The 23,091-nt window shown below is 61.6% G+C and carries 24 protein-coding genes; 11 read left to right on the forward strand and 13 right to left on the reverse strand.

All coding sequences use genetic code 11. From position 1 onward, the window contains the following. Positions 1-69 precede the first annotated feature (69 nt). Both VXM67_RS01115 and VXM67_RS01120 read right to left on the reverse strand, forming a co-directional pair. Positions 70-708, reverse strand: a complete 639-nt coding sequence (locus tag VXM67_RS01115; protein ID WP_023382905.1) for a peroxiredoxin — start codon at positions 706-708, stop codon at positions 70-72. 163 nt (positions 709-871) lie between these two features. Beyond that, positions 872-2,227: an OprD family porin gene (locus VXM67_RS01120; protein WP_104881090.1), complete on the reverse strand. Its 1,356-nt coding sequence runs from the start codon at positions 2,225-2,227 to the stop codon at positions 872-874. A gap of 501 nt (positions 2,228-2,728) precedes the next feature. On the opposite strand from VXM67_RS01120, the gene tauA reads away from it, so the two are divergent. The 4 genes from tauA to tauD are packed head-to-tail and all read left to right on the forward strand — an operon-like array spanning position 2,729 to position 6,227. After that, positions 2,729-3,700 carry a taurine ABC transporter substrate-binding protein gene (gene tauA, locus VXM67_RS01125; RefSeq protein WP_023382907.1) on the forward strand — a complete coding sequence of 324 codons (972 nt, stop codon included), beginning with the start codon at positions 2,729-2,731 and terminating at the stop codon, positions 3,698-3,700. Positions 3,701-3,724: 24 nt separating this feature from the next. Continuing rightward, the gene (gene tauB / locus VXM67_RS01130; RefSeq protein ID WP_104881088.1) at positions 3,725-4,519 is read left to right on the forward strand and encodes a taurine ABC transporter ATP-binding subunit; all 795 of its coding nucleotides are present in this window, start codon (positions 3,725-3,727) and stop codon (positions 4,517-4,519) included. Beyond that, on the forward strand, positions 4,516-5,346 hold the full coding sequence (gene tauC, locus VXM67_RS01135; protein ID WP_023382909.1) for a taurine ABC transporter permease TauC: 831 nt from the start codon (positions 4,516-4,518) through the stop codon (positions 5,344-5,346). Before tauB ends, tauC begins: the two co-directional genes overlap by 4 nt. 47 nt (positions 5,347-5,393) lie before the next feature. Continuing rightward, positions 5,394-6,227, forward strand: a complete 834-nt coding sequence (gene tauD, locus VXM67_RS01140) for a taurine dioxygenase (RefSeq protein WP_027907222.1) — start codon at positions 5,394-5,396, stop codon at positions 6,225-6,227. A gap of 62 nt (positions 6,228-6,289) precedes the next feature. Here the strand turns inward: tauD and betT are convergent, their stop codons facing one another. Further along, on the reverse strand, positions 6,290-8,251 hold the full coding sequence (betT, locus tag VXM67_RS01145) for a choline BCCT transporter BetT (protein ID WP_209439657.1): 1,962 nt from the start codon (positions 8,249-8,251) through the stop codon (positions 6,290-6,292). Positions 8,252-8,556: 305 nt separating this feature from the next. Then, entirely contained in the window at positions 8,557-9,489 is a 933-nt protein-coding gene (gene epsC, locus VXM67_RS01150; protein ID WP_027907221.1) for a serine O-acetyltransferase EpsC, read from the reverse strand. Between the two features lie 290 nt (positions 9,490-9,779). Here epsC and tcyJ point away from each other — a divergent pair, with 290 nt between their 5' ends. Genes tcyJ through tcyN form a run of 3 tightly spaced genes read left to right on the forward strand, consistent with a single transcriptional unit; the run spans position 9,780 to position 12,000 of the window. After that, a complete protein-coding gene (gene tcyJ / locus VXM67_RS01155) occupies positions 9,780-10,574 on the forward strand; it encodes a cystine ABC transporter substrate-binding protein (protein WP_023382913.1) in 795 nt (264 codons plus the stop codon). Beyond that, a complete protein-coding gene (gene tcyL / locus VXM67_RS01160; RefSeq protein WP_023382914.1) occupies positions 10,571-11,239 on the forward strand; it encodes a cystine ABC transporter permease in 669 nt (222 codons plus the stop codon). Before tcyJ ends, tcyL begins: the two co-directional genes overlap by 4 nt. A 2-nt stretch (positions 11,240-11,241) precedes the next feature. Then, complete coding sequence (gene tcyN, locus VXM67_RS01165; RefSeq protein WP_023382915.1) at positions 11,242-12,000, forward strand: L-cystine ABC transporter ATP-binding protein TcyN; 759 nt, start codon at positions 11,242-11,244, stop codon at positions 11,998-12,000. Between the two features lie 26 nt (positions 12,001-12,026). On the opposite strand, the gene VXM67_RS01170 is transcribed toward tcyN, so the two are convergent. The 4 genes from VXM67_RS01170 to VXM67_RS01185 all read right to left on the reverse strand — a co-directional run bounded on the left by VXM67_RS01170 (position 12,027) and on the right by VXM67_RS01185 (position 16,248). Then, entirely contained in the window at positions 12,027-12,938 is a 912-nt protein-coding gene (locus tag VXM67_RS01170) for an SdiA-regulated domain-containing protein (protein WP_023382916.1), read from the reverse strand. A gap of 90 nt (positions 12,939-13,028) precedes the next feature. Continuing rightward, complete coding sequence (locus VXM67_RS01175; RefSeq protein ID WP_023382917.1) at positions 13,029-13,955, reverse strand: SdiA-regulated domain-containing protein; 927 nt, start codon at positions 13,953-13,955, stop codon at positions 13,029-13,031. Positions 13,956-14,159: 204 nt separating this feature from the next. Next, positions 14,160-14,825, reverse strand: coding sequence for a fumarylacetoacetate hydrolase family protein (locus VXM67_RS01180; RefSeq protein ID WP_023382918.1), 666 nt, complete (start codon positions 14,823-14,825; stop codon positions 14,160-14,162). A gap of 25 nt (positions 14,826-14,850) precedes the next feature. Next, entirely contained in the window at positions 14,851-16,248 is a 1,398-nt protein-coding gene (locus VXM67_RS01185) for an FAD-binding oxidoreductase (RefSeq protein WP_023382919.1), read from the reverse strand. Positions 16,249-16,418: 170 nt separating this feature from the next. Between VXM67_RS01185 and serA the strand changes: the two genes are divergently transcribed. Further along, entirely contained in the window at positions 16,419-17,648 is a 1,230-nt protein-coding gene (gene serA, locus VXM67_RS01190) for a phosphoglycerate dehydrogenase (protein ID WP_023382920.1), read from the forward strand. A 120-nt stretch (positions 17,649-17,768) separates the two neighbouring features. Here the strand turns inward: serA and VXM67_RS01195 are convergent, their stop codons facing one another. Beyond that, the gene (locus VXM67_RS01195; RefSeq protein WP_023382921.1) at positions 17,769-18,245 is read right to left on the reverse strand and encodes a DUF4399 domain-containing protein; all 477 of its coding nucleotides are present in this window, start codon (positions 18,243-18,245) and stop codon (positions 17,769-17,771) included. Positions 18,246-18,442: 197 nt separating this feature from the next. On the opposite strand from VXM67_RS01195, the gene VXM67_RS01200 reads away from it, so the two are divergent. Next, positions 18,443-18,958 carry an ABC transporter substrate-binding protein gene (locus VXM67_RS01200; RefSeq protein WP_023382922.1) on the forward strand — a complete coding sequence of 172 codons (516 nt, stop codon included), beginning with the start codon at positions 18,443-18,445 and terminating at the stop codon, positions 18,956-18,958. Here VXM67_RS01200 and VXM67_RS01205 read toward each other — a convergent pair. Together VXM67_RS01205 and VXM67_RS01210 are read right to left on the reverse strand one after the other, a co-directional pair. Continuing rightward, entirely contained in the window at positions 18,897-19,412 is a 516-nt protein-coding gene (locus VXM67_RS01205; RefSeq protein WP_027907219.1) for a DUF523 domain-containing protein, read from the reverse strand. The two genes, VXM67_RS01200 and VXM67_RS01205, sit on opposite strands and share 62 nt — an antisense overlap. Beyond that, the gene (locus tag VXM67_RS01210; RefSeq protein WP_081669665.1) at positions 19,393-20,025 is read right to left on the reverse strand and encodes a 2OG-Fe(II) oxygenase; all 633 of its coding nucleotides are present in this window, start codon (positions 20,023-20,025) and stop codon (positions 19,393-19,395) included. The genes VXM67_RS01205 and VXM67_RS01210 overlap by 20 nt, the downstream gene beginning before the upstream one ends. Positions 20,026-20,138: 113 nt before the next feature. On the opposite strand from VXM67_RS01210, the gene VXM67_RS01215 reads away from it, so the two are divergent. Further along, positions 20,139-20,891, forward strand: coding sequence for a DUF2059 domain-containing protein (locus tag VXM67_RS01215; RefSeq protein ID WP_023382925.1), 753 nt, complete (start codon positions 20,139-20,141; stop codon positions 20,889-20,891). On the opposite strand, the gene VXM67_RS01220 is transcribed toward VXM67_RS01215, so the two are convergent. After that, on the reverse strand, positions 20,884-21,819 hold the full coding sequence (locus VXM67_RS01220; protein WP_023382926.1) for an alpha/beta hydrolase: 936 nt from the start codon (positions 21,817-21,819) through the stop codon (positions 20,884-20,886). The two genes, VXM67_RS01215 and VXM67_RS01220, sit on opposite strands and share 8 nt — an antisense overlap. 121 nt (positions 21,820-21,940) lie before the next feature. Between VXM67_RS01220 and VXM67_RS01225 the strand changes: the two genes are divergently transcribed. Beyond that, positions 21,941-22,510 (forward strand): DUF6436 domain-containing protein, encoded by a 570-nt coding sequence (locus VXM67_RS01225; protein WP_027907217.1) that lies wholly within the window; start codon positions 21,941-21,943, stop codon positions 22,508-22,510. On the opposite strand, the gene VXM67_RS01230 is transcribed toward VXM67_RS01225, so the two are convergent. Further along, positions 22,489-23,055 carry a sugar O-acetyltransferase gene (locus VXM67_RS01230; protein ID WP_023382928.1) on the reverse strand — a complete coding sequence of 189 codons (567 nt, stop codon included), beginning with the start codon at positions 23,053-23,055 and terminating at the stop codon, positions 22,489-22,491. The two genes, VXM67_RS01225 and VXM67_RS01230, sit on opposite strands and share 22 nt — an antisense overlap. Between the last annotated feature and the right edge of the window lie 36 nt (positions 23,056-23,091).

Below are 23,091 nucleotides of genomic sequence, written 5' to 3' on the forward strand. Positions count from 1 at the left end.
CCATAAAAAAGGGCCGTCGAAACGGCCCGAATATCCCTGCTATGGCTAAGAGCAATGCAACGAGGATCCTTAACGATTAGGTTGCGGGGTCAGACGCAGATAGGGCTTCACGGCGCGGTAGCCTTTAGGGAAGCGCTGCTTGATCTCGTCCTCGTCCTTCAGCGACGGCACGATCACCACGTCGTCGCCGTCCTGCCAGTTACCTGGCGTGGCGACCTTGTGGTTGTCGGTGAGCTGCAGCGAGTCGATCACCCGCAGGATTTCGTTGAAGTTGCGCCCGGTACTGGCCGGATAGGTAATGGTCAGGCGCACCTTCTTGTTCGGGTCGATGACGAACAGCGATCGCACGGTGAGGGTATCGCTGGCGTTGGGGTGAATCAGGTCGTACAGGTCGGACACCTTGCGGTCGGCGTCAGCGATGATCGGGAAATTCACCACGGTATTCTGGGTTTCGTTGATGTCGTCGATCCAACGGTGGTGGGAGTCGACTGGGTCTACCGACAGCGCGATGACCTTGACGCCGCGCTTGGCGAAATCGTCCTTGAGCTTGGCGGTCAGGCCCAACTCGGTGGTGCATACCGGCGTGAAATCGGCCGGGTGGGAGAACAGCACACCCCAGCTGTTGCCGAGCCATTCGTGGAAGCGGATATTGCCTTCGCTGGACGCTTGTTCGAAATCGGGGGCGATGTCGCCAAGTTTGAGACTCATGGGCTGCGGCTCCTGTGCTGTGTTTGCCTTATGGGATTCAATGTGCCTGCATTCGATTCAAAACAAAAAGAATAAATATTGATTTATTTATAACCAGGTGGAATACAGAAGTTGAGACACAAAAAAGCCTCGCACTAGGCGAGGCTCTTTTTGTGGTTACGACTTACAGGAAGCTGTAAGTGTAGTTCACGATGAAGCGGGCTTGGTCCTGATCGGCGCTGGATTCACTACCGCTGCCACGGTATACGCCTTGACGCAGGCTGAACCCGAGACCCTTGAGGGTGCCTTCCTGGATCGTGTAGTCGATACGTGCGTCGCGCTCCCACTCGTTGTAGGTACCGTTACCGGACTTGTAACGAATGTCATCACCACGGAGGTAAGCTACGGAAGCCTTCAAGCCTGGTACTCCAAGGCCAGCGAAGTCGTAAGAGTACTGACCAAAGGTGGTGTTTTCGCCAGCACGTGCGAACTGGTTGATCATACTGTCGGTGAACAGATAGAAGCTGGAGCCAGCAGCGCCTTCCGAAGTATTGCTGTCGTTGACCAGGCTACCTTGGTTCAGCCATACGAAGCCGCCGTCGTCGCCGACCTGCTGGTGACCGACCATGAATGCATGACCACCCAAGGTGTAGGTGAACATGGCAGACCAAGTCTTGTTGTCGATCTTGCCGTCGGTTTTCTCGTAACCGCCGTTGTTGTTGAAGTTGTAGTCGCCTGGGCCACCCTTCTTGTTTTTACCGTCGGCACTGCTGTCGAAGTAGCGAAGGTCAGTCTTGAAGGACTGGTCATCAGCAATCTTGAAGACATGCGTAGCCCCCAGGAAATGCTGCTTATAGAAGTCTTCCAGATTCGAGTAGTAGTACTGAAGCGTCAGATCAGGCGTGAGCTTGTAGTCCAAACCACCGTAGCGGAACTTGTTGCTCTCAGCCTTGGCGCCAGAAACCGACAGACCAGTTCGGTTGCTAGATGCACGGCCCATCGCATGAGTCAGCTGACCAGCATTGATGGTGAGGTTGTCGATTTCCTTCGACTGAATGGTGCCACCCTCGAAGGTCTGGGGCAGCAGACGGCCGTCGTTGGCAACCAGGATCGGCAGGTTCGGAGCCAGCGCGCTACCGAAGTGCGCTTCGGTTTTCGAGAAGCGAGCTTTGGCGTTGGCGCCGAAACGAGCCCACTGGGCCGCAGAGCCTTTGCCATCATCCGGGAAGAAACCACTCTTGTGATAACCCTCACCACCATCCAGGTGGATACCCCACAGTGCCTGGGCATCAACACCGAAACCTACAGTGCCTTCAGTGAAACCGGAGATGTAGTCGAGCTTGAAGCCCTGACCCGATTCACGCTGGTCCGGACGCTCGAAGTTGGTAGTGCTGCTCGCGTGAGCTTCACGGTTATCGTTATTGAAATACATGGTGCGCGAGCTCAGGGACAGCTTGCTGTCCTCTACGAAACCGGCAGCGCCTGCTTGTTGGGCGAGAACCCCCAGTGCCACGGCCAGAGCCAGGCTGGACTTGTACATGTTTTGCTCCTCTACGTTCTAATTCTTGTAGGTCTCAGGTGGCCAGGTCTTCTGCCGTGCTCACCATGGATTGGCGATTTAGTCCCAAAGTGTGACTGTCTAGTCAATGGTTACTAAACATTTCTAGACTTTGGTCTAAGGCGCCGCCTGGGCTACAGGATAATGACAATCCTATAAATCCAAAATGACCGTTTTATGAATTTCTAAGATTTTTGCGGAATAAGGTAGGAACCTTTACAGCCAAAAGTTGTATCGTCCGCGCAAATCATACCTTTAGGTTATTTGCAAACGTTTGCCAACCTGCTGGCCGCCCACCTCTCTTCTAAAGGCAAAAGAGCCTAGCAGCGGAAACCTGTTTCGCCAGCGGCACCCAGACCACTTGACAAGGGTTAAAACCTTTGGCTCCCAAGCTAATTCCAAAACGTTATTTATTTCTGATTTCTTAGATCATCTAGTCTTCTCGCCATCCATCACCACGATTGCCTGACGAGGAGTTCAACCATGATCCCGCACGCTCCGCTGCGCCTGTTCGCCGCCCTGACCCTCGCCAGCGCCAGCTGGTTGGCCCAGGCCGCTGACCTGACCGTGGCCTACCAGACCACCGTCGATCCGGCCAAAGTGGCCCAGGTCGATGGCGACTATGAAAAAGCCAGCAAGGCCAGCATCGACTGGCGCAAATTCGACAATGGCGCCGACGTGATCACCGCGGTGGCCAGCGGCGATGTGCAGATCGGCTACCTGGGCTCCAGCCCGCTGGCTGCCGCCGCCACCCGCAAACTCCCGGTCGAGACGTTCCTGATCGCCACCCAGATCGGCGCGGGCGAAGCGCTGGTCGCTCGCGACACCATCAAGACCCCGCAAGACCTGATCGGCAAGAAGGTCGCGGTGCCCTTCGTCTCGACCGGTCATTACAGCCTGCTGGCGGCGCTCAAGAGCTGGAACATCGATCCGTCCAAGGTTCAGATCCTCAACCTGGCGCCTCCGGCCATCATCGCCGCCTGGAAACGTGGCGACATCGACGCCACCTACGTTTGGGACCCGGCCCTGGGCGTCGCCAAGGAGAACGGCAAGGTGCTGATCACCTCCGGCGAGCTGGCCGAGAAAGGCGCACCGACCTTCGACGCGTGGATCGTGCGCAAGGACTTCGCCGCCAAGCACCCTGATGTGGTCAAGGCCTTCGCCAAGGTCACCCTCGACGCCTACGCCGACTACCGCAAGGACCCTAAAGCCTGGTTGGCCAACCCTGACAACGTCGCCAAGCTGGCCAAGCTGTCCGGCGCCAAGCCATCGGACATCCCTGTGCTGCTGCAAGGCAACGTCTACCCGCTGGCCGCCGACCAGGCCAGTGCGCTTGGCGCGCCGACGACCCAGGCCCTCACTGACACGGCCACCTTCCTCAAGCAGCAAGGCAAGGTCGACGCAGTGCTGCCTGACTACTCGCCGTATGTCAGCGCCCAGTACATCCCCAACTAAGACTGCAACCGACGGGAGGCTGTCATGGCCTTGCTTGAGCTGGAGCGCATCAGCGCACAGTACCCCGGCGCCACCACCCCGGTGCTGGCCGACATCAACCTGAGCCTGGGGCCGCGCCAGCTGCTGGTGGCCCTCGGGCCTTCCGGCAGCGGCAAGACCTCGCTGCTGAACCTGATCGCCGGCTTCGTCGCCCCCAGCGGCGGACGCATCACCCTGGATGGTGTCCCGGTGCAAGGCCCTGGCGCCGAGCGTGGCGTGGTGTTCCAGGACGATGCCTTGCTGCCTTGGCAGAACGTGCTGGGCAACGTCGCCTTTGGCCTGGAACTGGCCGGTGTCGCTCGCCCGGAGCGCGAGGCCAAAGCTCGCGAGATGCTGGCCCTGGTCGACCTGGAAGGCTTCGGCGAGCGGCGCATCTGGCAGTTGTCCGGCGGCCAGAAACAACGCGTGGGCCTGGCCCGGGCGCTGGCGGCAAACCCTCGGGTACTGCTGATGGACGAACCGTTCGGCGCCCTGGATGCCTTCACCCGCGAACAAATGCAAGAGCTGCTGCTGCAGGTATGGCAGCGCACCGCCAAGCCGGTGTTCCTGATTACCCACGACATCGAGGAGGCGGTCTTCCTGGCCTCCGAACTCGTATTGCTGGCGCCGAGCCCCGGCCGCGTGGTCGAACGCTTGCAACTGGACTTTGGCCAGCGCTACGCGGCTGGCGAATCGGCCCGGGCGATCAAGTCCGATCCTCGCTTCATCGAAACCCGCGAACACGTGCTGGCGCGAGTGTTTTCCGAACGTGAAACGGCCCGCCGGGAGGCATCCGCATGAGCATCCTCGAACTGCCGGTTGCCACCAAGCGTACCGCGCCAGCGGCCAAGCCCCGCAAGCCACTGCCAACCCGCTGGATCAGCGCTCTGACCCTCGGGTTGCTACTGTCCTTGTGGTGGCTGGTCACTGCCGCTGGCTGGATCGAACCTTTGTTCCTGCCCTCGCCCGCCGACATCCTGGCCAAGGCGTGGACGCTGCTTACCCAAGGCTACATGGACGCCAGCCTGTGGCAGCACCTGGGCGCAAGCCTGGGCCGCATCGGGCTGGCGCTGGTCGCGGCAACGCTGACCGCCATCCCGGTCGGCATCGCCATCGGCTACAACCGCGTGGCCCGGGGCATCCTCGACCCGCTGATCGAGTTCTACCGCCCGATTCCGCCGCTGGCCTACCTGCCGTTGATCGTCATCTGGTGCGGTATCGGCGAGCTGTCCAAGGTGCTGCTGATCTACTTGGCGATCTTTGCTCCGATCGCCATCGCCACCGCCACCGGCGTGCGCACCGTCGACCCTGCCAAACTGCGGGCCGCGCAATCGCTGGGCGCTACCCAGGCGCAATTGATTCGCCACGTGATCCTGCCAAGTGCCCTGCCCGACATCCTCACCGGCATTCGGATCGGCCTGGGTGTCGGCTGGTCGACCCTGGTGGCCGCCGAGCTGATCGCCGCCACCAGCGGCCTGGGCTTCATGGTGCAGTCTGCGGCGCAGTTCCTGGTTACCGACGTGGTGGTACTGGGCATCCTGCTGATCGCGCTGATCGCCTTCGCCCTGGAGATGGGCCTGCGCGCCCTGCAACGCAAGCTGGTGCCCTGGCATGGGCAAAGCCACTGATTTCCGACTGACCACGCTGGCACGCCGGCGCTAGAACGAGACAAGACATGAGCCTGACCGTTACCCCTCTCAGCCCAGCGCTCGGTGCGCTGATCAGTGGCGTGGATATCAGCCGCGAGATCACCGTCGAGCAACGCGATGCCATCGAACAAGCGCTGCTCAAGCATCAGGTGCTGTTCTTCCGCGACCAACCGATCACGCCTGAACAGCAGGCCCGTTTCGCTGCCCGCTTCGGCGACCTGCACATTCACCCGATCTACCCCAATGTGCCGGAAACCCCGCAGGTGCTGATCCTCGACACCGCGGTCACCGACGTGCGCGATAACGCGGTCTGGCACACCGATGTGACCTTCTTGCGCACCCCGGCGCTGGGCGCGGTACTTAGCGCCAAGCAGCTGCCGGCCTACGGCGGCGATACACTGTGGGCCAGTGGTATCGCCGCCTTCGAGGCGTTGTCAGCGCCGCTGCGCGAGATGCTCGACGGTCTGACCGCCACCCATGACTTCACCAAGTCGTTCCCGCTCGAGCGCTTCGGCACCACGGCTGAAGACCTGGCGCGCTGGGAAGCTACCCGCCGCAACAACCCGCCGCTGTCTCACCCGGTGGTGCGCACCCACCCGGTGAGCGGGCGCAAGGCGCTGTTCGTCAACGAAGGCTTCACGACTCGCATCAACGAGTTGAGCGAACTGGAGAGCGAGGCGCTGCTGAAGTTGCTGTTCGCCCACGCCACGCGGCCAGAGTTCAGCATTCGCTGGCGGTGGCAGGAGAACGACGTGGCCTTCTGGGACAACCGCGTGACCCAGCATTTCGCGGTGGATGATTACCGGCCGAGCCGGCGGGTGATGCATCGGGCGACCATCCTGGGGGACGCGCCGTTCTGAATGCCCTCGGCCGGTGGCCGCGGCCTTGTGTCGCGAAAGGGCCGCAACGCGGCCCCCGCGATCTATCGGACCAGGTGCAGGAACTGCATGTGCCGTTCGTACTGGTCGAGAATGTCGTTGATGATCTGCTCCTTGCTGTAGCCCACCAGGTCGTAGTTCTGGCTGCCCTCGCTCAGATGCACCTCCGCCCGGTAGTAGCGGCGGTTCTTCAAATCCTGGGTCCCCAATCCACCCAAGGCGAACGATGGCGTGAAATACCCGCGCATCTGCACCTGGTAAAGGAATGGCTGCTCCTCGCCATGGCCAATCTTCAGGCTGACGTTGTCGTGACTCGGGTCGTCCTGGGTAATCAGCGCCAGGCCCTTCTGCTCGAACACTTCGGTCACGTCGGCAATCGCCGGGCGCACCACGTCATCCATGAAGCGATACACCTCATCGCGTGACGGGAAGTGCACCGCCTGGCTCAGACGCTGGCGCCAGCCACCACGACCACGACGTGACTGCGCGAACGGCGCCAACGAGTGCATCTGCGCGATCTGCCGCTGGGACTCTAGGTAAAACGCCTTGTGCAGCCCCCACATCATGCTCAGCAAAATCAGCGAGAATGGCAGCGAAGTCAGCACCACCGCCGACTTGAGCGAGTCGATGCTGCCAGCGAACAGCAACCCGCTGGTGATCAGCGCCGTCATCGCGCCCCAGAAGATCCGCAGCCAGTTCGGCCCATCTTCATCGGCACCACCGCCCTTGGCGGACAGCGTCGACAGCACCACCGTGCCCGAGTCGGCCGACGTGACGAAGAACACGAAGCTGATGAAGACCGTCACCGCGATGACGGTCTTGCTCCACGGGTAGGTTTCCAGCAGCAGGTACAGACTCATCGACGGGTTATCCAGCGCCGACTGCCCGAGCGCGGTCATGCCGTGGTTGATCACCTGGTCCAAGGCGCTGTTGCCGAAGATCGACATCCACGCCAGGGTGAAGCCCAGCGGAATCAGCAGCACGCCGAAGACGAATTCGCGGATGGTCCGGCCACGGGAAATACGTGCGATGAACAAGCCCACGAACGGAGCCCAGGCAATCCACCAGGCCCAGTAGAACACCGTCCAGCCGCCGAGCCAGTCGCGATTCTCACCGTAGGCGTATACATCGAAACTCTTGCGCGGCAAGGCACCGAGGTAGTCGCCGAGGTTCTGGATCAGGGTGTTGAACAAGTGCTGGGTAGGCCCGGCGAACAGCACGAACAGCAACAGCGCACAGGCCAGGAACAGGTTGATGTCGCTCATCACCCGCACGCCCTTCTCGACCCCTGCCACCGCAACGGCTACCGCCGCACCCATCATCAGGGTGATGAGGATGACCTGCACCCACTGGCTATGGCTGATACCGAACAGGTAGTCCAGCCCGGAATTCAGGTGCAGCACGCCGAAACCCATATCGGCACCGAGGCCGAAGACCGTGGCAATGATGCCAAAGCCGTCCACCGCATAGCCGATGGGGCCGTTGATACGCTTGCCGATCAGCGGATACAGCGCCGACCGCAGGGCCAGCGGCAGGTTGTGGCGGTAGGCGAAGTAGGCCAGGGCCATGCCGACGAAGGCGAACACGCCCCAGCCATGCAGGCCCCAGTGCAGGAACAGGATCTGCATCGCCTGGCGCCCGGCCTCCGCCGTACCCGCTTCGCCCTGAGGCGGTTGCAGCATGTGGGTCAGCGGTTCGGAGACGCAAAAGAAGAACAGGGTAATGCTGATGCCAGCGGCGAACAGCATGCCGGCCCAGGACAGGTAACTGAACTCGGGCTCGTCGTGGTCGGCACCGAGCTTGATCTTGCCGTAGCCGGACAAGGCGGTGACCACCACGAAGACCAGGTACAGGGTCATCGCCAGCATGTAGTACCAGCCGACCGTGTTGGCCGCCCAGTTCTGTGCCGCCAGCAGCCACTCACCTGAGGCTTGCGGGAATGCGATGACCACCAGGCCGAACAAAAGGATGAAACTTGCCGCGAAGTAGAACACCGGAGGGTTCATGCGGATCTTGCCGTGGGCAAGGGAAGCGGTCGGTGCACTCATTGGGCATGCACCTCGTCGAAGGACGTGAGGTTCGGATTGAACGGGTTCAGCAAAGGAATCCTCCTGTTGAACACCGGCAGCGGACCAGCGTTTTTCGTTGAACAAGCGTTCAAGTTAAACATGGATCGACTTTCAATGCGACCTGGGGTGCCGACTGGCGAAGGTAGAACCAGCTTGTGGCGGGGCTCCCACAGGCTCACTCAGGCCCCTGTGGGAGCGGGTTCACCCGCGATGGCGCCAACCCGACCCGCCCCCCCATCAGGTCAAGTCTTGTCCTGGCAATCCAACTGCAAATTCGCCTGGGTGATGTTGCTCTCGGCTGGCACGCTGCGCGTCAGCCACACGTTGCCGCCGATGGTCGACCCCTTGCCAATGGTGATCCGCCCCAGAATAGTCGCCCCGGCGTAGATCACCACATCGTCTTCGACGATCGGGTGGCGCGCCAGGCCCTTGTGCAACGTTCCCGACTCGTCGCTGGGGAAGCGCTTGGCGCCCAACGTCACCGCCTGGTAGATACGGACCCGCTCACCAATGATGGCGGTTTCACCGATCACCACACCGGTGCCATGGTCGATGAAGAAGCTCGGGCCAATCTGCGCACCCGGGTGTATGTCGATACCCGTGGCCGAGTGCGCCAGCTCCGAGCTGATCCGCGCCAACAACGGCAGGCCGGCCTGATAGAGGTGGTGCGCCAGGCGATGGTGGATGATCGCCAGAATGCCGGGGTAGCACAGCAGGACCTCATCCACACTACGTGCCGCTGGGTCGCCGTGGTATGCGGCCAGCACATCGGTGTCGAGCAGCACACGCAGATTCGGCAGGGCCGCAGCGAAGTCCTGGATCAAGCGCAGGGCCTGGGCGTCCACGGTACTCAGGTCGCCCTTGTTGTGCCTTGCCGCGTAACGCAACTCCAGGCGCGCCTGGGCCAACAGCGCGGTCAGCGCGGCATCGAGGGTATGACCGACATAGAAGTCTTCGCTTTCTTCCCGCAGGTCCACCGGCCCCAGGCGCATGGGAAACAACGCCCCGCACAACTGTTCGAGAATGTGCCGCATGGCCTCGCGCGAGGGCAGTTCGCGCCCGCCTTGCTCACCACTGCTACGGCCATTGCGGGTGCGCCACTGCTCCCGGGCGCTGCGCAGGCCGCTGACGATGCTCTGCAATTGCCAATGCCCAGATGAAGATTGTTCGCTCACGGTGTTCTCCTGCCGGTGTTCTCGAATAGGCACGCATCCCCTGTAGCAACCGGCTTGTCGGCTACGGCATCCGCCGCCCACAAAGGAAGTGCCAGCCTTTTGTCCCACGATACGTCAATTCTCCCCCTTGGAAAAAACAACGCTTTATTCCATCCTGAGCTAACTCGGGCATAAGCTGATTCAAAATCGGGATTTAGGAATAACAACCTGATTTTTTATTATTTCCCGACCTATCAAATTCACCCCTATAGTCGCCAACCACTACTTCCACAACAAGCGCGGGGCCTGTCATGCCGAAATTTGCCAAACCGCTACTCAACGCTACCCTGGCCGTCCTGCTGGGCGCCGGTCTGCTCAGCCAGGCCTTCGCTGGCGAGCAACTGAAAACCATCCAGGAAAAAGGCGTGATCAACGTCGGCCTGGAAGGCACCTATCCCCCCTTCAGCTTCCAGGACGAAAACGGCAAGCTGACCGGCTTCGAAGTGGAGCTTTCCGAGCTGCTGGCCAAAGAGCTTGGGGTGAAGGCCAAGGTCCAGCCGACCAAATGGGATGGCATTCTCGCAGCACTGGAATCCAAGCGCCTGGACGTGGTGATCAACCAGGTCACCATTTCCGAGGAGCGCAAGAAGAAGTACGACTTCTCCGAGCCCTACACCGTCTCCGGTATCCAGGCCCTGATCCTGAAGAAGAAGGCTGACCAGCTGAACATCCACAAGGCGGCAGACCTGGCGGGCAAGAAGGTCGGCGTGGGCCTGGGCACCAACTACGAACAGTGGGTGAAACAGGACGTCCCGCAAGCCGATGTGCGCACCTATGAAGATGACCCAAGCAAGTTCGCCGACCTGCGCAACGGCCGCATCGACGCGATCCTGATCGATCGTTTGGCCGCGCTGGAGTACGCGCAGAAAGCCAAGGACACCCAACTGGCCGGCGATGCGTTCTCGCGCCTGGAGTCCGGTGTTGCCTTGCGCAAGGGCGAGCCTGAGCTGCTGGCGGCCATCAACAAGGCGCTGGACAAGCTCAAGGCTGACGGCACGCTGGCCAAGCTGTCCGAGAAATACTTCGGTGCCGATGTCACTAAATGATCGCTGAAAGCCTGCAACTCGTTGTCGATTCCGCGCCCTTCCTGCTCAAGGGCGCGGGTTATACGGTACTGCTCAGTGTCGGCGGCATGTTCTTCGGCCTTGTGCTGGGGTTTGCCCTGGCACTGATGCGCCTGTCGAAAATCCTGCCACTGAACTGGCTGGCACGTGTCTACGTGTCGTTCTTCCGGGGCACACCCCTGCTGGTGCAGTTGTTCGTCATCTATTTCGGCATGCCACAGATCGGTATCGAGCTCGATCCGATCCCGGCATCGCTGATCGGCCTGTCGCTGAACATGGCGGCCTACATCTGCGAAATCCTGCGGGCGGCCATCTCGTCGATCGACCGCGGCCAGTGGGAAGCCGCCGCCAGTATCGGCATGACCCGCACCCAGGCCATGCGCCGGGCCATCCTGCCGCAGGCCTTGCGAACCGCACTGCCGCCGTTGGGTAACAGCTTCATTTCATTGGTCAAGGACACTGCCCTCGCGGCGACCATCCAGGTGCCAGAGCTGTTCCGCCAGGCGCAGTTGATCACCGCACGCACCTTCGAAGTCTTCACCATGTACCTGGCTGTTGCGGTGATCTACTGGATTCTCTGCAGCATCCTCGCGCACTTCCAGAACCGCATGGAAGCGCGGGTCAACCAGCACGACCAGGAGCATTGAGCATGATCGAAGTAAAAGGCCTGACGAAGCAGTTCAAGGGCCAGACCGTGCTCAACGGTATCGACCTGACGGTGCAGCCCGGCGAAGTGGTGGCCATCATCGGCCCCAGCGGCTCGGGCAAGACCACCTTCCTGCGCTGCCTGAACCTGCTGGAAACCCCTGATGCCGGGCAGATCCAGATCGGCAACATTCGCATCGATGCCAACCGCCCGCTGGGTAGCCAGCAAGGTGCAATCCGCCAGCTGCGCCAGCAAGCCGGCTTCGTGTTCCAGAACTTCAACCTGTTCCCCCACCGCACGGCCCTGGAAAACGTGATCGAGGGGCCGGTGATCGTCAAGAAGACCCCGAAAGCACAAGCGGCGGAATTGGGCCGGCGGTTATTGGCCAAGGTGGGCCTGGCTGGCAAGGAAGATGCCTACCCACGGCGCCTGTCCGGTGGCCAGCAGCAACGGGTCGCCATTGCCCGCGCCCTGGCCATGGAGCCGGAAGTCATCCTGTTCGACGAGCCGACGTCGGCGCTCGACCCCGAGCTGGTCGGAGAAGTGCTGGCCACCATCCGTGGGCTGGCCGAGGAAAAACGCACCATGATCATCGTCACCCACGAGATGAGCTTTGCTCGCGACGTGGCGAACCGGGTGATTTTCTTCGACAAGGGCGTGATCGTGGAACAGGGCGAGGCCAAGGCACTGTTCGCCAACCCCAAGGAAGAGCGCACACGGCAGTTCCTGCGCAAGTTCCTGGGAACTGCGGCCGGCGATTGAAGGCCATCAGCCGGCGCGCTGGACCTTCAGTCAGCCGGCTGCTTGAACACGTAGAACAGATTCGGCTCGCTGACCAGGTAGATCGTTCCGGCTTCATCCATGGCGATACCCTCTGCCTGCGGTACCGTTTCCTTCAACCCCTGATAGCCCTTGCGCAGCGACAAGGAGCTCAGCGGCCGGCCCTCCACATCCAGTTCCAGCACCAGGCGCGACTCGTCGGACAGCGCCAGCAAGTGCCCGCTGCGCTCATCGAACTGCAGGCTCGACAGGTCCCGTACGAACAGCCGTGAATCGCGCTCGCGGTCCTGCACCACATGCACGGCGTAGGGCTGTTCGGGGTTGGCATGCGGGAAGCCATGAACCTCATAGATCATCATCGGATCCCGCTCCTTGGCCACGAACAGGCGCTTGCCCGCCGAGTCGTATGCCAGGCCCTCGAAGCCCTTGTTTCCGTTCAGGCCAATGCCCAGCGTCAGTTGCTCGGCATCATGGGCATCAAGGAACATCGTGTCATCGTCCAGACGCACACGGATCAACCGCTGCTGGCGTTCGTCGGTGATCACGTAGCTGTTCGGCCCGACGTACTCCACAGCTTCGGGATCGCCGAACCCGGTCAATGGAACACGGCGTAGAATGCGGCCAGCCAACGACAGCTCGATCAATTCCGAGCGCTTGTTGGTCACTGTGAAGAGGGTCTTGCGGTCGGGGTCGTAGGTCAGCGCCGAAACGTCATCGTCCAGCCCTTCGACAGGTTGCGCCTCGACCACCACCCGGTAGCGATCCAGGCCGATGCTCTGCTGCGCAGGCTGCCACCAGGTCTTCAGGTTGAACCAGCCCCGCTCGAACAGGCGAAACTCATAGCCGGCCACCACCAACATGCACAAGGCAAGCAAACCGAAGGTGGCAAGGATCAGTGGCGGGCGGACAAAACGGCGCATAACGGCAGACTCGACGTGAGGATGGCGAATCTAACCATGATCAACTGAAGTAAAGCTTAATGCTGGCGTAAGAATGGCCCGAAGCAATCTTTAGTCTTTTCTGAAGCGATAGAACAGGTTGGGCTCGCTGACCATGTACAGGTTGCCTTGGTCATCCATGGCCACCCCCTCGGCACGCGGCACGGTGTCTTCCAGGCCGTTGAAACCGCCCAGCAGCGTCATGAAGCTGACTTGCTGGCCCTGTTCGTCCAGCTCAAGCAGCATGTTGGAGTCAGCCGACAGCGCGAGCAAATGGCCGGTACGCGGGTCAACGTCAAGGGCCGACAGGTTGCGCAGGTCCAGTTCGTCATTAGGCAGCGATTGCTTCTCGCCCTTCAAAGGGCTGCGGCCATCGGTGCTCCAGGTGAATAGCTTCGGCGGGCGTTCTTCCCCGATGACCAGCCGCTGTCGCAGGGGGTCCCAGGCCACCGATTCGTAGCCCTTGTTGCTCTTGACCGACTCACCCAGGTCGTAGCTCTGGAAGTCGGTTCGGTTCAAGGCCGTGGTGTGCTCATCCACCTTGACCAGGGTCAGGTCGTGGCGGCGCTCGTCGACAATAGCCAGGTGCCCGTCCTCCAGCACAGCGACGCCTTCGGGGTTCTCCCAGCCGTTGAGTGGCATCTTGCGCAGCACATCGCCATCGAGGCTCAACTCGACCAGGAACGGATTCTTGCCCATGACGGCGAACAGGGTGCGGGTGCGCGGGTTGAAGGACAGGTCCGATGCCTCGTCGTCCTCCATGCCCGGCAAGACCTTGGCGTCGATGTCAACCCGATAGTTCGGCAGCCAGACGCTCTCGCTGCGTTCGGCCGAGCTCTCGAAGCGCTCCTTGACCCACAGCAGCCCCCGGTCATCCCAGTGCATCGCCACGGCAACGCCGTAACCGATCACGGCCGCCACGGCCAGCCCGAACGGCCAGCGCAGGAAGAAGCGACGCTTGTGACGGGAGGTGGCAGAGGCGCTGGGGGAGGGAGCCATGCGAAGAGTTCCTGGAATGTGCCGGGCTAACGCTGGCGCCGGTAGATGGACGATGATCAGCGCATTATCCAGATGGTTTGTGAAAAAACTGTCTTGCACACGCGCTGAAGGCCACCTGGCCGACAAGCCGGCTCCCCGGTCAAACCGTGCAACCTGTGGGAGCCGGCTTGCCGGCGATATCCGGCGATGCCGGCAGGCCAGCCGTCAGAGCACGCGGCTTTCGAAACGGCTGACGCCCGGCAGCTCCAGCACCAGCTCATCGCCCACGCTGAACGGGCCAACGCCGGCTGGCGTGCCGGTCAGAACCACATCGCCCGCCTGCAGGGAAAAGTGCGCGGCAATGTGCTGGATCATCGGCACGATGGGGTTGAGCATCATCGCGCTGTTGCCATCCTGGCGCACTTCGCCATTGATGGTCAGGCGAATGCCAATGTCGGTCAGATCCTCGAAGCTGGCGGCGGAAACGAACGGCGGCAGCACGCAGGCACCATCGAAGCTCTTGCTCAGCTCCCACGGCAGGCCCTTTTCCTTGAGCTTGGCCTGCACGTCGCGCAGGGTCAGGTCCAGGGCTGGCGCATAACCGGAAATAGCGTCGAGCACCTCTTCCTCGGTCGGCTTGGTGGACAGCGGCTTGCCCAGCAGAACTGCGATCTCCGCTTCGTAGTGAACCGAGCCACGGTCGGTCGGAATCTTGAAGCCACCTTCCAGCGGCACCACGCAACTGCCTGGCTTGATGAACAGCAGCGGCTCGGTGGGAATGGGGTTGTCCAGTTCCTTGGCATGCTCGGCATAGTTACGGCCGATGCACACCACCTTGCCCAGTGGGAAGTGGATGCGCGTGCCGTCTACGTACTGGTGCTGGTAACTCATGGCCGACTCCTCTGGATACTGCTTTTTATTCAGGAGCGAAGATCTTACCCGGATTCATGATCCCGTTAGGGTCGAAGACGGCCTTAATTGCCTTCATGCAGGCAATTTCTTCAGGCGAGCGGCTGTAGCCCAGGTAGTCGCGCTTGGTCATGCCTACGCCGTGCTCCGCGGAGATCGAGCCGTCATAGCGCTGCACGATCTCGAACACCCACTTGTTGACCTTGGCACAGGAGGCGAAGAAATCATCCTTGCTCATAGAGTCGGGCTTGAGGATGTTCAGGTGCAGGTTGCCGTCGCCGATGTGGCCATACCAGACCACTTCGTAGTCCGGGTAGTGCTCGGCGACAATGGCGTCGATGTCACGCAGGAAAGCCGGCACTTTCGAAACGGTGACCGAGATGTCGTTCTTGTACGGCGTCCAGTGGGAGATGGTCTCGGACAGGTACTCGCGTAGCTTCCACAGGTTCTTGAGCTGGGTCTCGCTCTGGCTCATCACCCCATCCAGCACCCAGCCCTGCTCGACGCAATGCTCGAAAGTGGCCAGGGCCTCGTTGGCGACGTCCTCGGTGCTGGCCTCGAATTCCAGCAGGGCATAGAACGGGCAGTCGGTCTCGAACGGTGCCGGCACATCGCCTCGTGCCATGATCTTGGCCAGGCCCTTGTCGGAGAAGAACTCGAAGGCGGTCAGGTCCAGCCTGGCCTGGAAGGCATGCAGCACTGGCATGATCGAGTCGAAGTCCGGTGTGCCCAGCACCATGGCAGTAAGGTTGCGCGCAGCGCGATCCAGGCGCATGGTGGCCTCGACCACGAAGCCCAGCGTACCTTCGGCACCGATGAACAGCTGGCGAAGGTCATAGCCTGTGGCGTTCTTGATCAGGTCCTTGTTCAATTCGAGCAGTTCACCCTTGCCAGTGACCACCTTGAGGCCCGCGACCCAGTTGCGGGTCATGCCGTAGCGAATGACCTTGATCCCACCGGCATTGGTGCCGATATTGCCGCCAATCTGACTGGAGCCGGAGGAAGCGAAGTCCACCGGGTAATACAAGCCATGTTCTTCGGCGAACAATTGCAGTTGGCGGGTGATGACACCCGGCTGACAGACCACGGTGCGGTCGAAGGCATTGAAGTCGAGAATCTGGTTCATGTAGTCGAAAGCGACGACGACTTCGCCGTTGGCCGCCACGGCGCCGGCAGAAAGCCCGGTCCGCCCGCCAGAAGGCACCAGCGCGACCTTGTGGCAATTGGCCCAGCGGACGATGGCCTGTACCTGCTCGACCGTCTTGGGAAAGACGATGGCCGAGGGTGCTGGGGGAAAATGCTTGGTCCAGTCCTTGCCGTAGGTATCAAGGGAAGCCGCGTCGGTCAGCACCCGGCCAGGGTCGACCAGGGTCTTCAGTTCATCAATTACCGCCGGGTGGGTCATCGCCGGAACTCTCGACTTATTCATAGTCACCCTGAGCACTCTTCACCTGTCGGGATAAGCTCAGATTGTGTCGCGTATGCTAGCATAGCCCCCCTGCTGTTCGTGCTAAGGCCGACACCGCGCCGCTTTACCCCCTCGCCATTTTTTCTCCGGGATACAGGTTTACGCAGATGAGCAAGACTTCTCTCGACAAGAGCAAGATCAGGTTCCTTCTTCTTGAAGGTGTGCACCAGAACGCGGTGGATACCCTCAAGGCTGCCGGGTACACCAATATCGAGTACCACACTGGCTCGCTGCCAGAGGCGGAACTCAAGGAAAAGATCGCTGATGCCCACTTCATCGGCATCCGCTCGCGTACCCAGCTGACCGAAGAGATCTTCGACAGTGCCAAGAAACTGGTCGCTGTCGGCTGCTTCTGCATCGGTACCAACCAGGTCGACCTGAACGCTGCCCGCGAGCGCGGCATCGCCGTGTTCAACGCCCCGTACTCCAACACCCGTTCGGTGGCCGAACTGGTACTGGCTGAAGCCATCCTGCTGCTGCGCGGCATCCCTGAGAAAAACGCCTCGTGCCACCGTGGCGGCTGGATCAAGAGCGCGGCCAACTCGTTCGAAATCCGTGGCAAGAAACTGGGCATCGTCGGCTACGGCTCGATCGGTACCCAGCTGTCGGTCCTGGCCGAAAGCCTGGGCATGCAGGTCTACTTCTACGACCCGCTGACCAAGCTGCCGCTGGGTAACGCCACCCAGGTCACCAGCCTGCACGAACTGCTGGGCCTGGCCGACATCGTCTCGCTGCACGTTCCTGAGCTGCCCTCCACCCAGTGGATGATTGGCGAGAAGGAAATCCGTGCGATGAAGAAGGGCTCGATCCTGATCAACGCCGCCCGTGGCACCGTGGTCGAACTGGATCACCTGGCCGCCGCCATCAAGGACAAGCACCTGATCGGCGCCGCCATCGACGTATTCCCGGTCGAGCCTCGCTCCAACGACGAGCAGTTCGAAAGCCCGCTGCGTGGCCTGGACAACGTGATCTTGACCCCGCACATCGGTGGTTCCACCGCCGAAGCGCAGGCCAACATCGGCCTGGAAGTGGCCGAGAAGCTGGTCAAGTACAGCGACAACGGTACCTCGGTATCGTCGGTCAACTTCCCGGAAGTGGCCCTGCCAGCGCACCCAGGCAAGCATCGCCTGCTGCACATCCACGAAAACATCCCTGGCGTACTCAGCGAGATCAACAAGGTCTTCGCCGAAAACGGCATCAACATCTCCGGTCAGTTCCTGCAGACCGACGAGAAAGTGGGTTACGTGGTAATCGACGTGGACGCCGAGTACTCGGACCTGGCGCAAGAGAAACTGCAGCACGTCAAGGGCACCATCCGTTCCCGCGTACTGTTCTGAGTTTCCACCGCTAACGAAAAAGGCGACCTTCGATGAAGGTCGCCTTTTTTATTGCCTGTGTCCCGGCTCTTTCGCGAATGAACCCGCTCCGGCAGCTTCAGCATGCGAAAGGAGCAGCAATCATTTCACGGTTACCGTGATTTTCTTCGACTCGACGCTCGGCTTGAACGGCACGTGATACTGGTCGCCCAGCACCAGCTGCAAGGTGTGCTTGCCTGGGGTCAGGGTAATGGTCGCTTCGGTCTGCGCCTTGCCGAAGTGCAGCACTTGCGGGCCGGCCGGCAGCGGCGCGTTGTTCTCCGGCATCAGGCTGGTTGGCAATGGCTGATCGGCAGCCGGTGCTGTGTCGACATCCACCAGCAGGTGGTGATGGCCGGTGTGCGGGGTCTGGTCGCCAGCGGGCTTGAGCGCCATGCCTTCGATACCGAACTTGACGGTAAAGGTCTTGTCGACCGTGGCACCATCGGCGGGGGAAACGATGAAGACCTTGGCATCCTGGGGCGGTTCCTGGCTCTTGAGCGCATCCGCAGCGCCGGCGAACACCGATACCCCCATCAGCAAACCGGCGACGGCAGCACGCGAAAATAGGCTGTTCATTCACTTCTCCTGTGATTCACTTATTGGCCGCCCCCAGTAAAACGAATGGCGGCGGTAATTCACCATAGCCCACAAAGAGAATTTTTTCAGTTAGGGTTAAACCTCGCCAAGGCTTCAAGGTCATAGGCTGCGCTCGACCGTGACGAGGAAGAAAGTCGCGGCGAAGGTTATTCATCTGCCAAATAAAAGGGGCATTCATGCGTTCGACCATAGGCGTACTGCTGGCAGTACTGATCACTCCATTGGCTCAGGCCGAGCTGATAGATGAAATCAACGACCGCGGCGAACTGCGCATTGTCGTGCAGGCTGATAACAAGCCCTACGCCTTCAAGGAAAACGACCGCCTGACCGGCTTTCAGGTCGAGTTTGGCCAGGACCTTGCCCGTGAGCTGGACCTGCGCGCCGAGTTCATCGAGGCGCCTGCTGCCGATGTGCTACCAGGCGTAGAAAGCGGGAAGTACGACGTCGCACTGACGGCGGAGCAAGCACAGACCGCCGCCAACGGCACATTGGATGTCAGCCAGCCTTATGGCGAGAAGCAGCTGGTCATTCCGTTCCAGAAGGACAACCCGGCCTTCCAAAGCGCGCTGAACAATGCCCTTCAGCGCCTGAAGGACAGTGGCCGTACCGCACAACTCGAACAGAAGTGGTTCAAGGCGATTCAGACAGCCGAGCCAGCGCCCGCTGCGCTTGCTCCAACTCCAGCTCACTGAACACCAGCACGCCCTCGCGCCGCAGCAATGCCGCCGTGACGCCCTCCCCCGGCACCTTCACCGCGCTGAAGGTGCCATCGTAGGTCAAACGGTTGCCACACGAGGGGCTGCCGGCTTTGAGCACCGCCACGCCGATCGCGTGCTGGCGCACCAACGCCAGCGCCTGCCGCGCCCCAGCCAGAAAGGCACCGCTGACATCCTCCCCGGTGACTGTCAGCACCTGCGCCATGCCATCGAGTACCTGTCCGCCTTGCCCGCCCGGAATCTCCGCAGGAGGACGCGGCGTCGGCAAGCCGCCGGCCACTTCCGGACACAACGGCACTACACGGCCTTCGGCCTGCCAGCGCTGCAACTGATCGTGGTGCCCGCTGGCCCGGCCGTCGTAGCGCACCGGTTGCCCCAGCAGGCAGGCGCTGACCAGGACCTTCGGCAAGTCAGAAGGGTTCGTTGCCACGGCGGCGGAACCAGCCCGTCAGCGACAAGCGCTCGCGCCCGGCCGGCAAGACTTCATGGGGAACATCACCCGAGAGGAATACCACCAGGCTACCGGCCAACGGCAGGACGTCGTGCTCGACTTCGTCGGCCAGGAACATGCGCAACTGGCCGCCGTCCTGGGGCTGCCAGTCTTCATTGAGGTAGAACACCGCCGAAACGCTGCGGCGATCATCGTCGCGGAAACGATCCAGGTGCCGGCGATAGAATGCACCCGGTGGATACAGGGCGAAATGGCATTCGAAGTCCTCGAGCCCCAGGAACAGGCTACGGTTGATGGCCTGACGCAAGCAGTCCATGGCTTCGAGATAGCGATCGCAGGCGTCGGCCTGACCGGGGTCGATCCACTGGATCTGGTCGCCGCGAATGGCCTCGCGCACTTCCTGGGAAGCGCCCCGTCCAACCCCGGCAGGGTTGAGTTCGCCTTCGGCATGACGGCGCCGACACTCGGCCGCCAGGGCGCGCACCAGGTCCGCAGGCAAGAAAAGGGCCTGCTGCGACCAGCCACGGGTGGCGAGGTCATCGACGACGGCCGACAGCATAGGGTGTTCAGGAGAGATGTGCATGGCGCGCATCATATCCATTAGCCATGACCACGGACAGCGCCACTTGGCTGAGAACCACGCTGATATCTCGACAAAATACCGCCGAGCCAAGGACAATAGCCGCCTGCCGACAGGAGTCCTGAATGCGCCGTCTGTTTTCCCTGCTTCTGCTGATGATCTGCACCATGCCTGTCTGGGCAGACAGCCTCGATCAACTGTACAAGGCCGCCGGCTGGCCCGACCAGCGCGCCCATTTCAACGATGCCCTGACCGCTGCCCAGCAGCGCTACCGCAACAGTTTGCCGCCTGCCGTCTACCAGGCCCTGGTCAACAACAGCAACCAGCGCTTCCAGGCCCAGGCCATGGACCGCCGTGCCCAGGCGCAACTGCGCGCTACCCTGCCCAACCCTTCGCCAGCGCTGGCCTTTTTCCAGTCGCCACTGGGGCGCAAGGTGGTGGCGGCTGAACTTCAAGCTACCCGCAAGGACCAGTTGGCCAAGAATGCCAAGGGCCTGCCAAAGGTCCAGGCCAGCGACGACCGCCTGCTGATCATCGGCCACCTGGCCCAGGCCTTGCCGGCACGCGAGGCCGGAGCCGAAGTGAGCCTGGCGATCGCCGGCGTGGCCGCCGACAGCCTCAGCTCGATGATCCCCGGCCTGTTCGGGGGCGGGCAGGCCCAGGGCATGCTCGACGGCCAGCGCCAGCGCCTGATGTCGCAAATCGGCGAAGACCTGAACAACACGCTGCTGTATGTCTATCGCGACTTGTCCGATGCCGAGCTGGAGCAATTCGCCACCTTCGCCGAGTCGCCTGAAGGCAAGGCGTACTACCAGGCAGCCCTTGCCGCTGTGCGTGCGGGGCTGGCGGTGGGGCAAAGTACCGAGGATCTCAAGTAGTCACGCCCAGCCGCTGGTCGATGAATGCGAAGTAGCGCTGGCGGATGCCAGGCAACTCGTTGGCCAGGTGGTGTCGTGCTTCCGGCAGCATCAGAATCTGTGGCTCGCGGAATTTGGCCTTGAGCACCTTGAGGTTATGCTGCCAATCCACCGTGCCGTCTGCCTCGCCCTGCACGATCAGCGGTTGCCGCGTGCTGCGCGGCGCCGCCTCGATCCGCTTGACCCAAGCCGCCAACGCCCCAACCCAGGCCGTGGGCAGGCGCCGAGGTTGGAGCGGGTCCGCTTCGAGAAAGGGCAAGAAAGCAGGGTCGTTGGTGTTCTCGCTGAAGCGCCGCTCGATGCCATTGACGAAGTGGCGCAACACACAATAGCTCAACTTCGACCAGCGCCACCCCCTTGGCCGCACCAACGGCGCCAACAGAATCACTTGGCCATCGGACGGGCTATGCTCGCCCTTGCTCAACAGGTGGTCGATCACGATTGCCCCACCCGTGCTTTGCCCACACAGGTGCCATGGACGAGGTAGCTCAAGCATGCGCGCCTGCTCGAACAACGCATCGAGCACCTGCTGGTACAGCGCAAAATCCTTGATGCTGGCGCGCTCGCCGCTAGACAGGCCGTGGCCTGGCAGGTCGCAACTGATGACCGCATAACCCAGGCCCAGGGCCCATTCGATCACATGTCGGTACAGGCCCATGTGGTCGTAGTAACCGTGCATCAGAAATAGCGTTGCCGTCGGCTCCCTGGGTAGCCACACCTGGCCGACCACCTCGAAACCCGCTGCCTGGAAGCGGCCAAGCCAACTGCGGGCCGGCAGGTCCAGGCCGTAGAAGCGCTGGTATTGCTGGGCCTGCGCCGACAAACGCTCACAGGCTGTCAGCGGTGCAAGGCTGGTACGCAGGTGATTGGGGTCGAAAACAGCGGGCATCAGGTGCATCCACGGTAGAGCAAGTATTGATCTGGGATATTCAGCTCTGCCTGGCGTCATGGCAAGCTTGCTGACCTTCGAACGCACTGCACTGCCGCTCGCACAAGGCTCCGGAAACCCCATGAACGCCCACGTCATCAAGCCTGCAATCACCCTACTGGCACTTGCACTCTGCGCCGCCGGACTGTGGTGGGCCTACGATAGTTTCCAGTCCCGTTACCTGCGCTCGTTCGACAACCAGGCCACCCTGTTCGACGGCAGCCAACTGCGCCTGCCTGCAGAGCTGGCGGGCCCCGGGCCGATCCGGGTGGTGCACTTCTGGGACCCAGCTTGCCCCTGCAACGTCGGCAACCAGCAGCACCTGGGTGACCTGGTCAGCCACTTTGCCGACCAAGGCGTCACCTTCTTCGTCGTGCACAAGCCAGGCAGCCACGGCCAGTTGCCAGCCAACCTCAGCAGCCTGAAACCTATCACCCGTCTTCCCGGCAGCGAGCAGCTGCCAGCCTCACCTGCCGTGGCGATCTGGGACCGCCAGGGCCGCCTGGCCTACTTCGGCCCCTATAGCGAAGGCGCGGTGTGCAATGCCAGCAACAGCTTCATTGAACCCATCCTCAAGGCGTTGCTCGACGGCCGCCCAGTCACGGCCTCCAACACCTTGGCCGTCGGCTGCTATTGCACTTGGGCAGGGTGACGCTCGCGCGCAGGGTTACCCACCACCACAGCACCCGCAGGCACATCGCGCGTGACCACGCTGCCCGCGCCGATCACGGCATCGTCACCGATGGTCACGCCTGGCAAGATGATCGCCGCCCCACCGATCCACACGTTGTTACCGATAGTCACCGGCCGACCACTTTCAAGGCCGGTTCGCCGCAGTGCCGGGTCGAGGGGATGGTCGGCGGTATAGATCTGCACGGCGGGTCCGACCTGGCAGTCGTCGCCGATCCGCACAGGCAGCACATCCAGAATCACGCAGTTGAAATTCATGAAGCTGTTGCGGCCGATGCTGATGTTGTAGCCATAGTCGCAATAGAACGGCGGCCGGATTACCGCACCTTCGCCAGCATGACCGAAGTGTTCGGCGAGCAGGCCATGGCGCTGTTCGTTGAGCAATTCGAAGCTGTTGTTGTATCGCTGCATCCAGTGTTTGTTGGCGATCTGCTCGGCCTGGAGTTCAGGACAACTGGCGTGGTAAAGCTGGCCACTGAGCATCTTCTGTTTTTCGCTGAGGGACATGGGTACGGCTCTCCAAGGGCTATGCTCTGTTCGCGA

It is taken from the genome of Pseudomonas sp. Rh2 (genome assembly GCF_040762985.1).
Lineage (GTDB): Bacteria > Pseudomonadota > Gammaproteobacteria > Pseudomonadales > Pseudomonadaceae > Aquipseudomonas > Aquipseudomonas taiwanensis.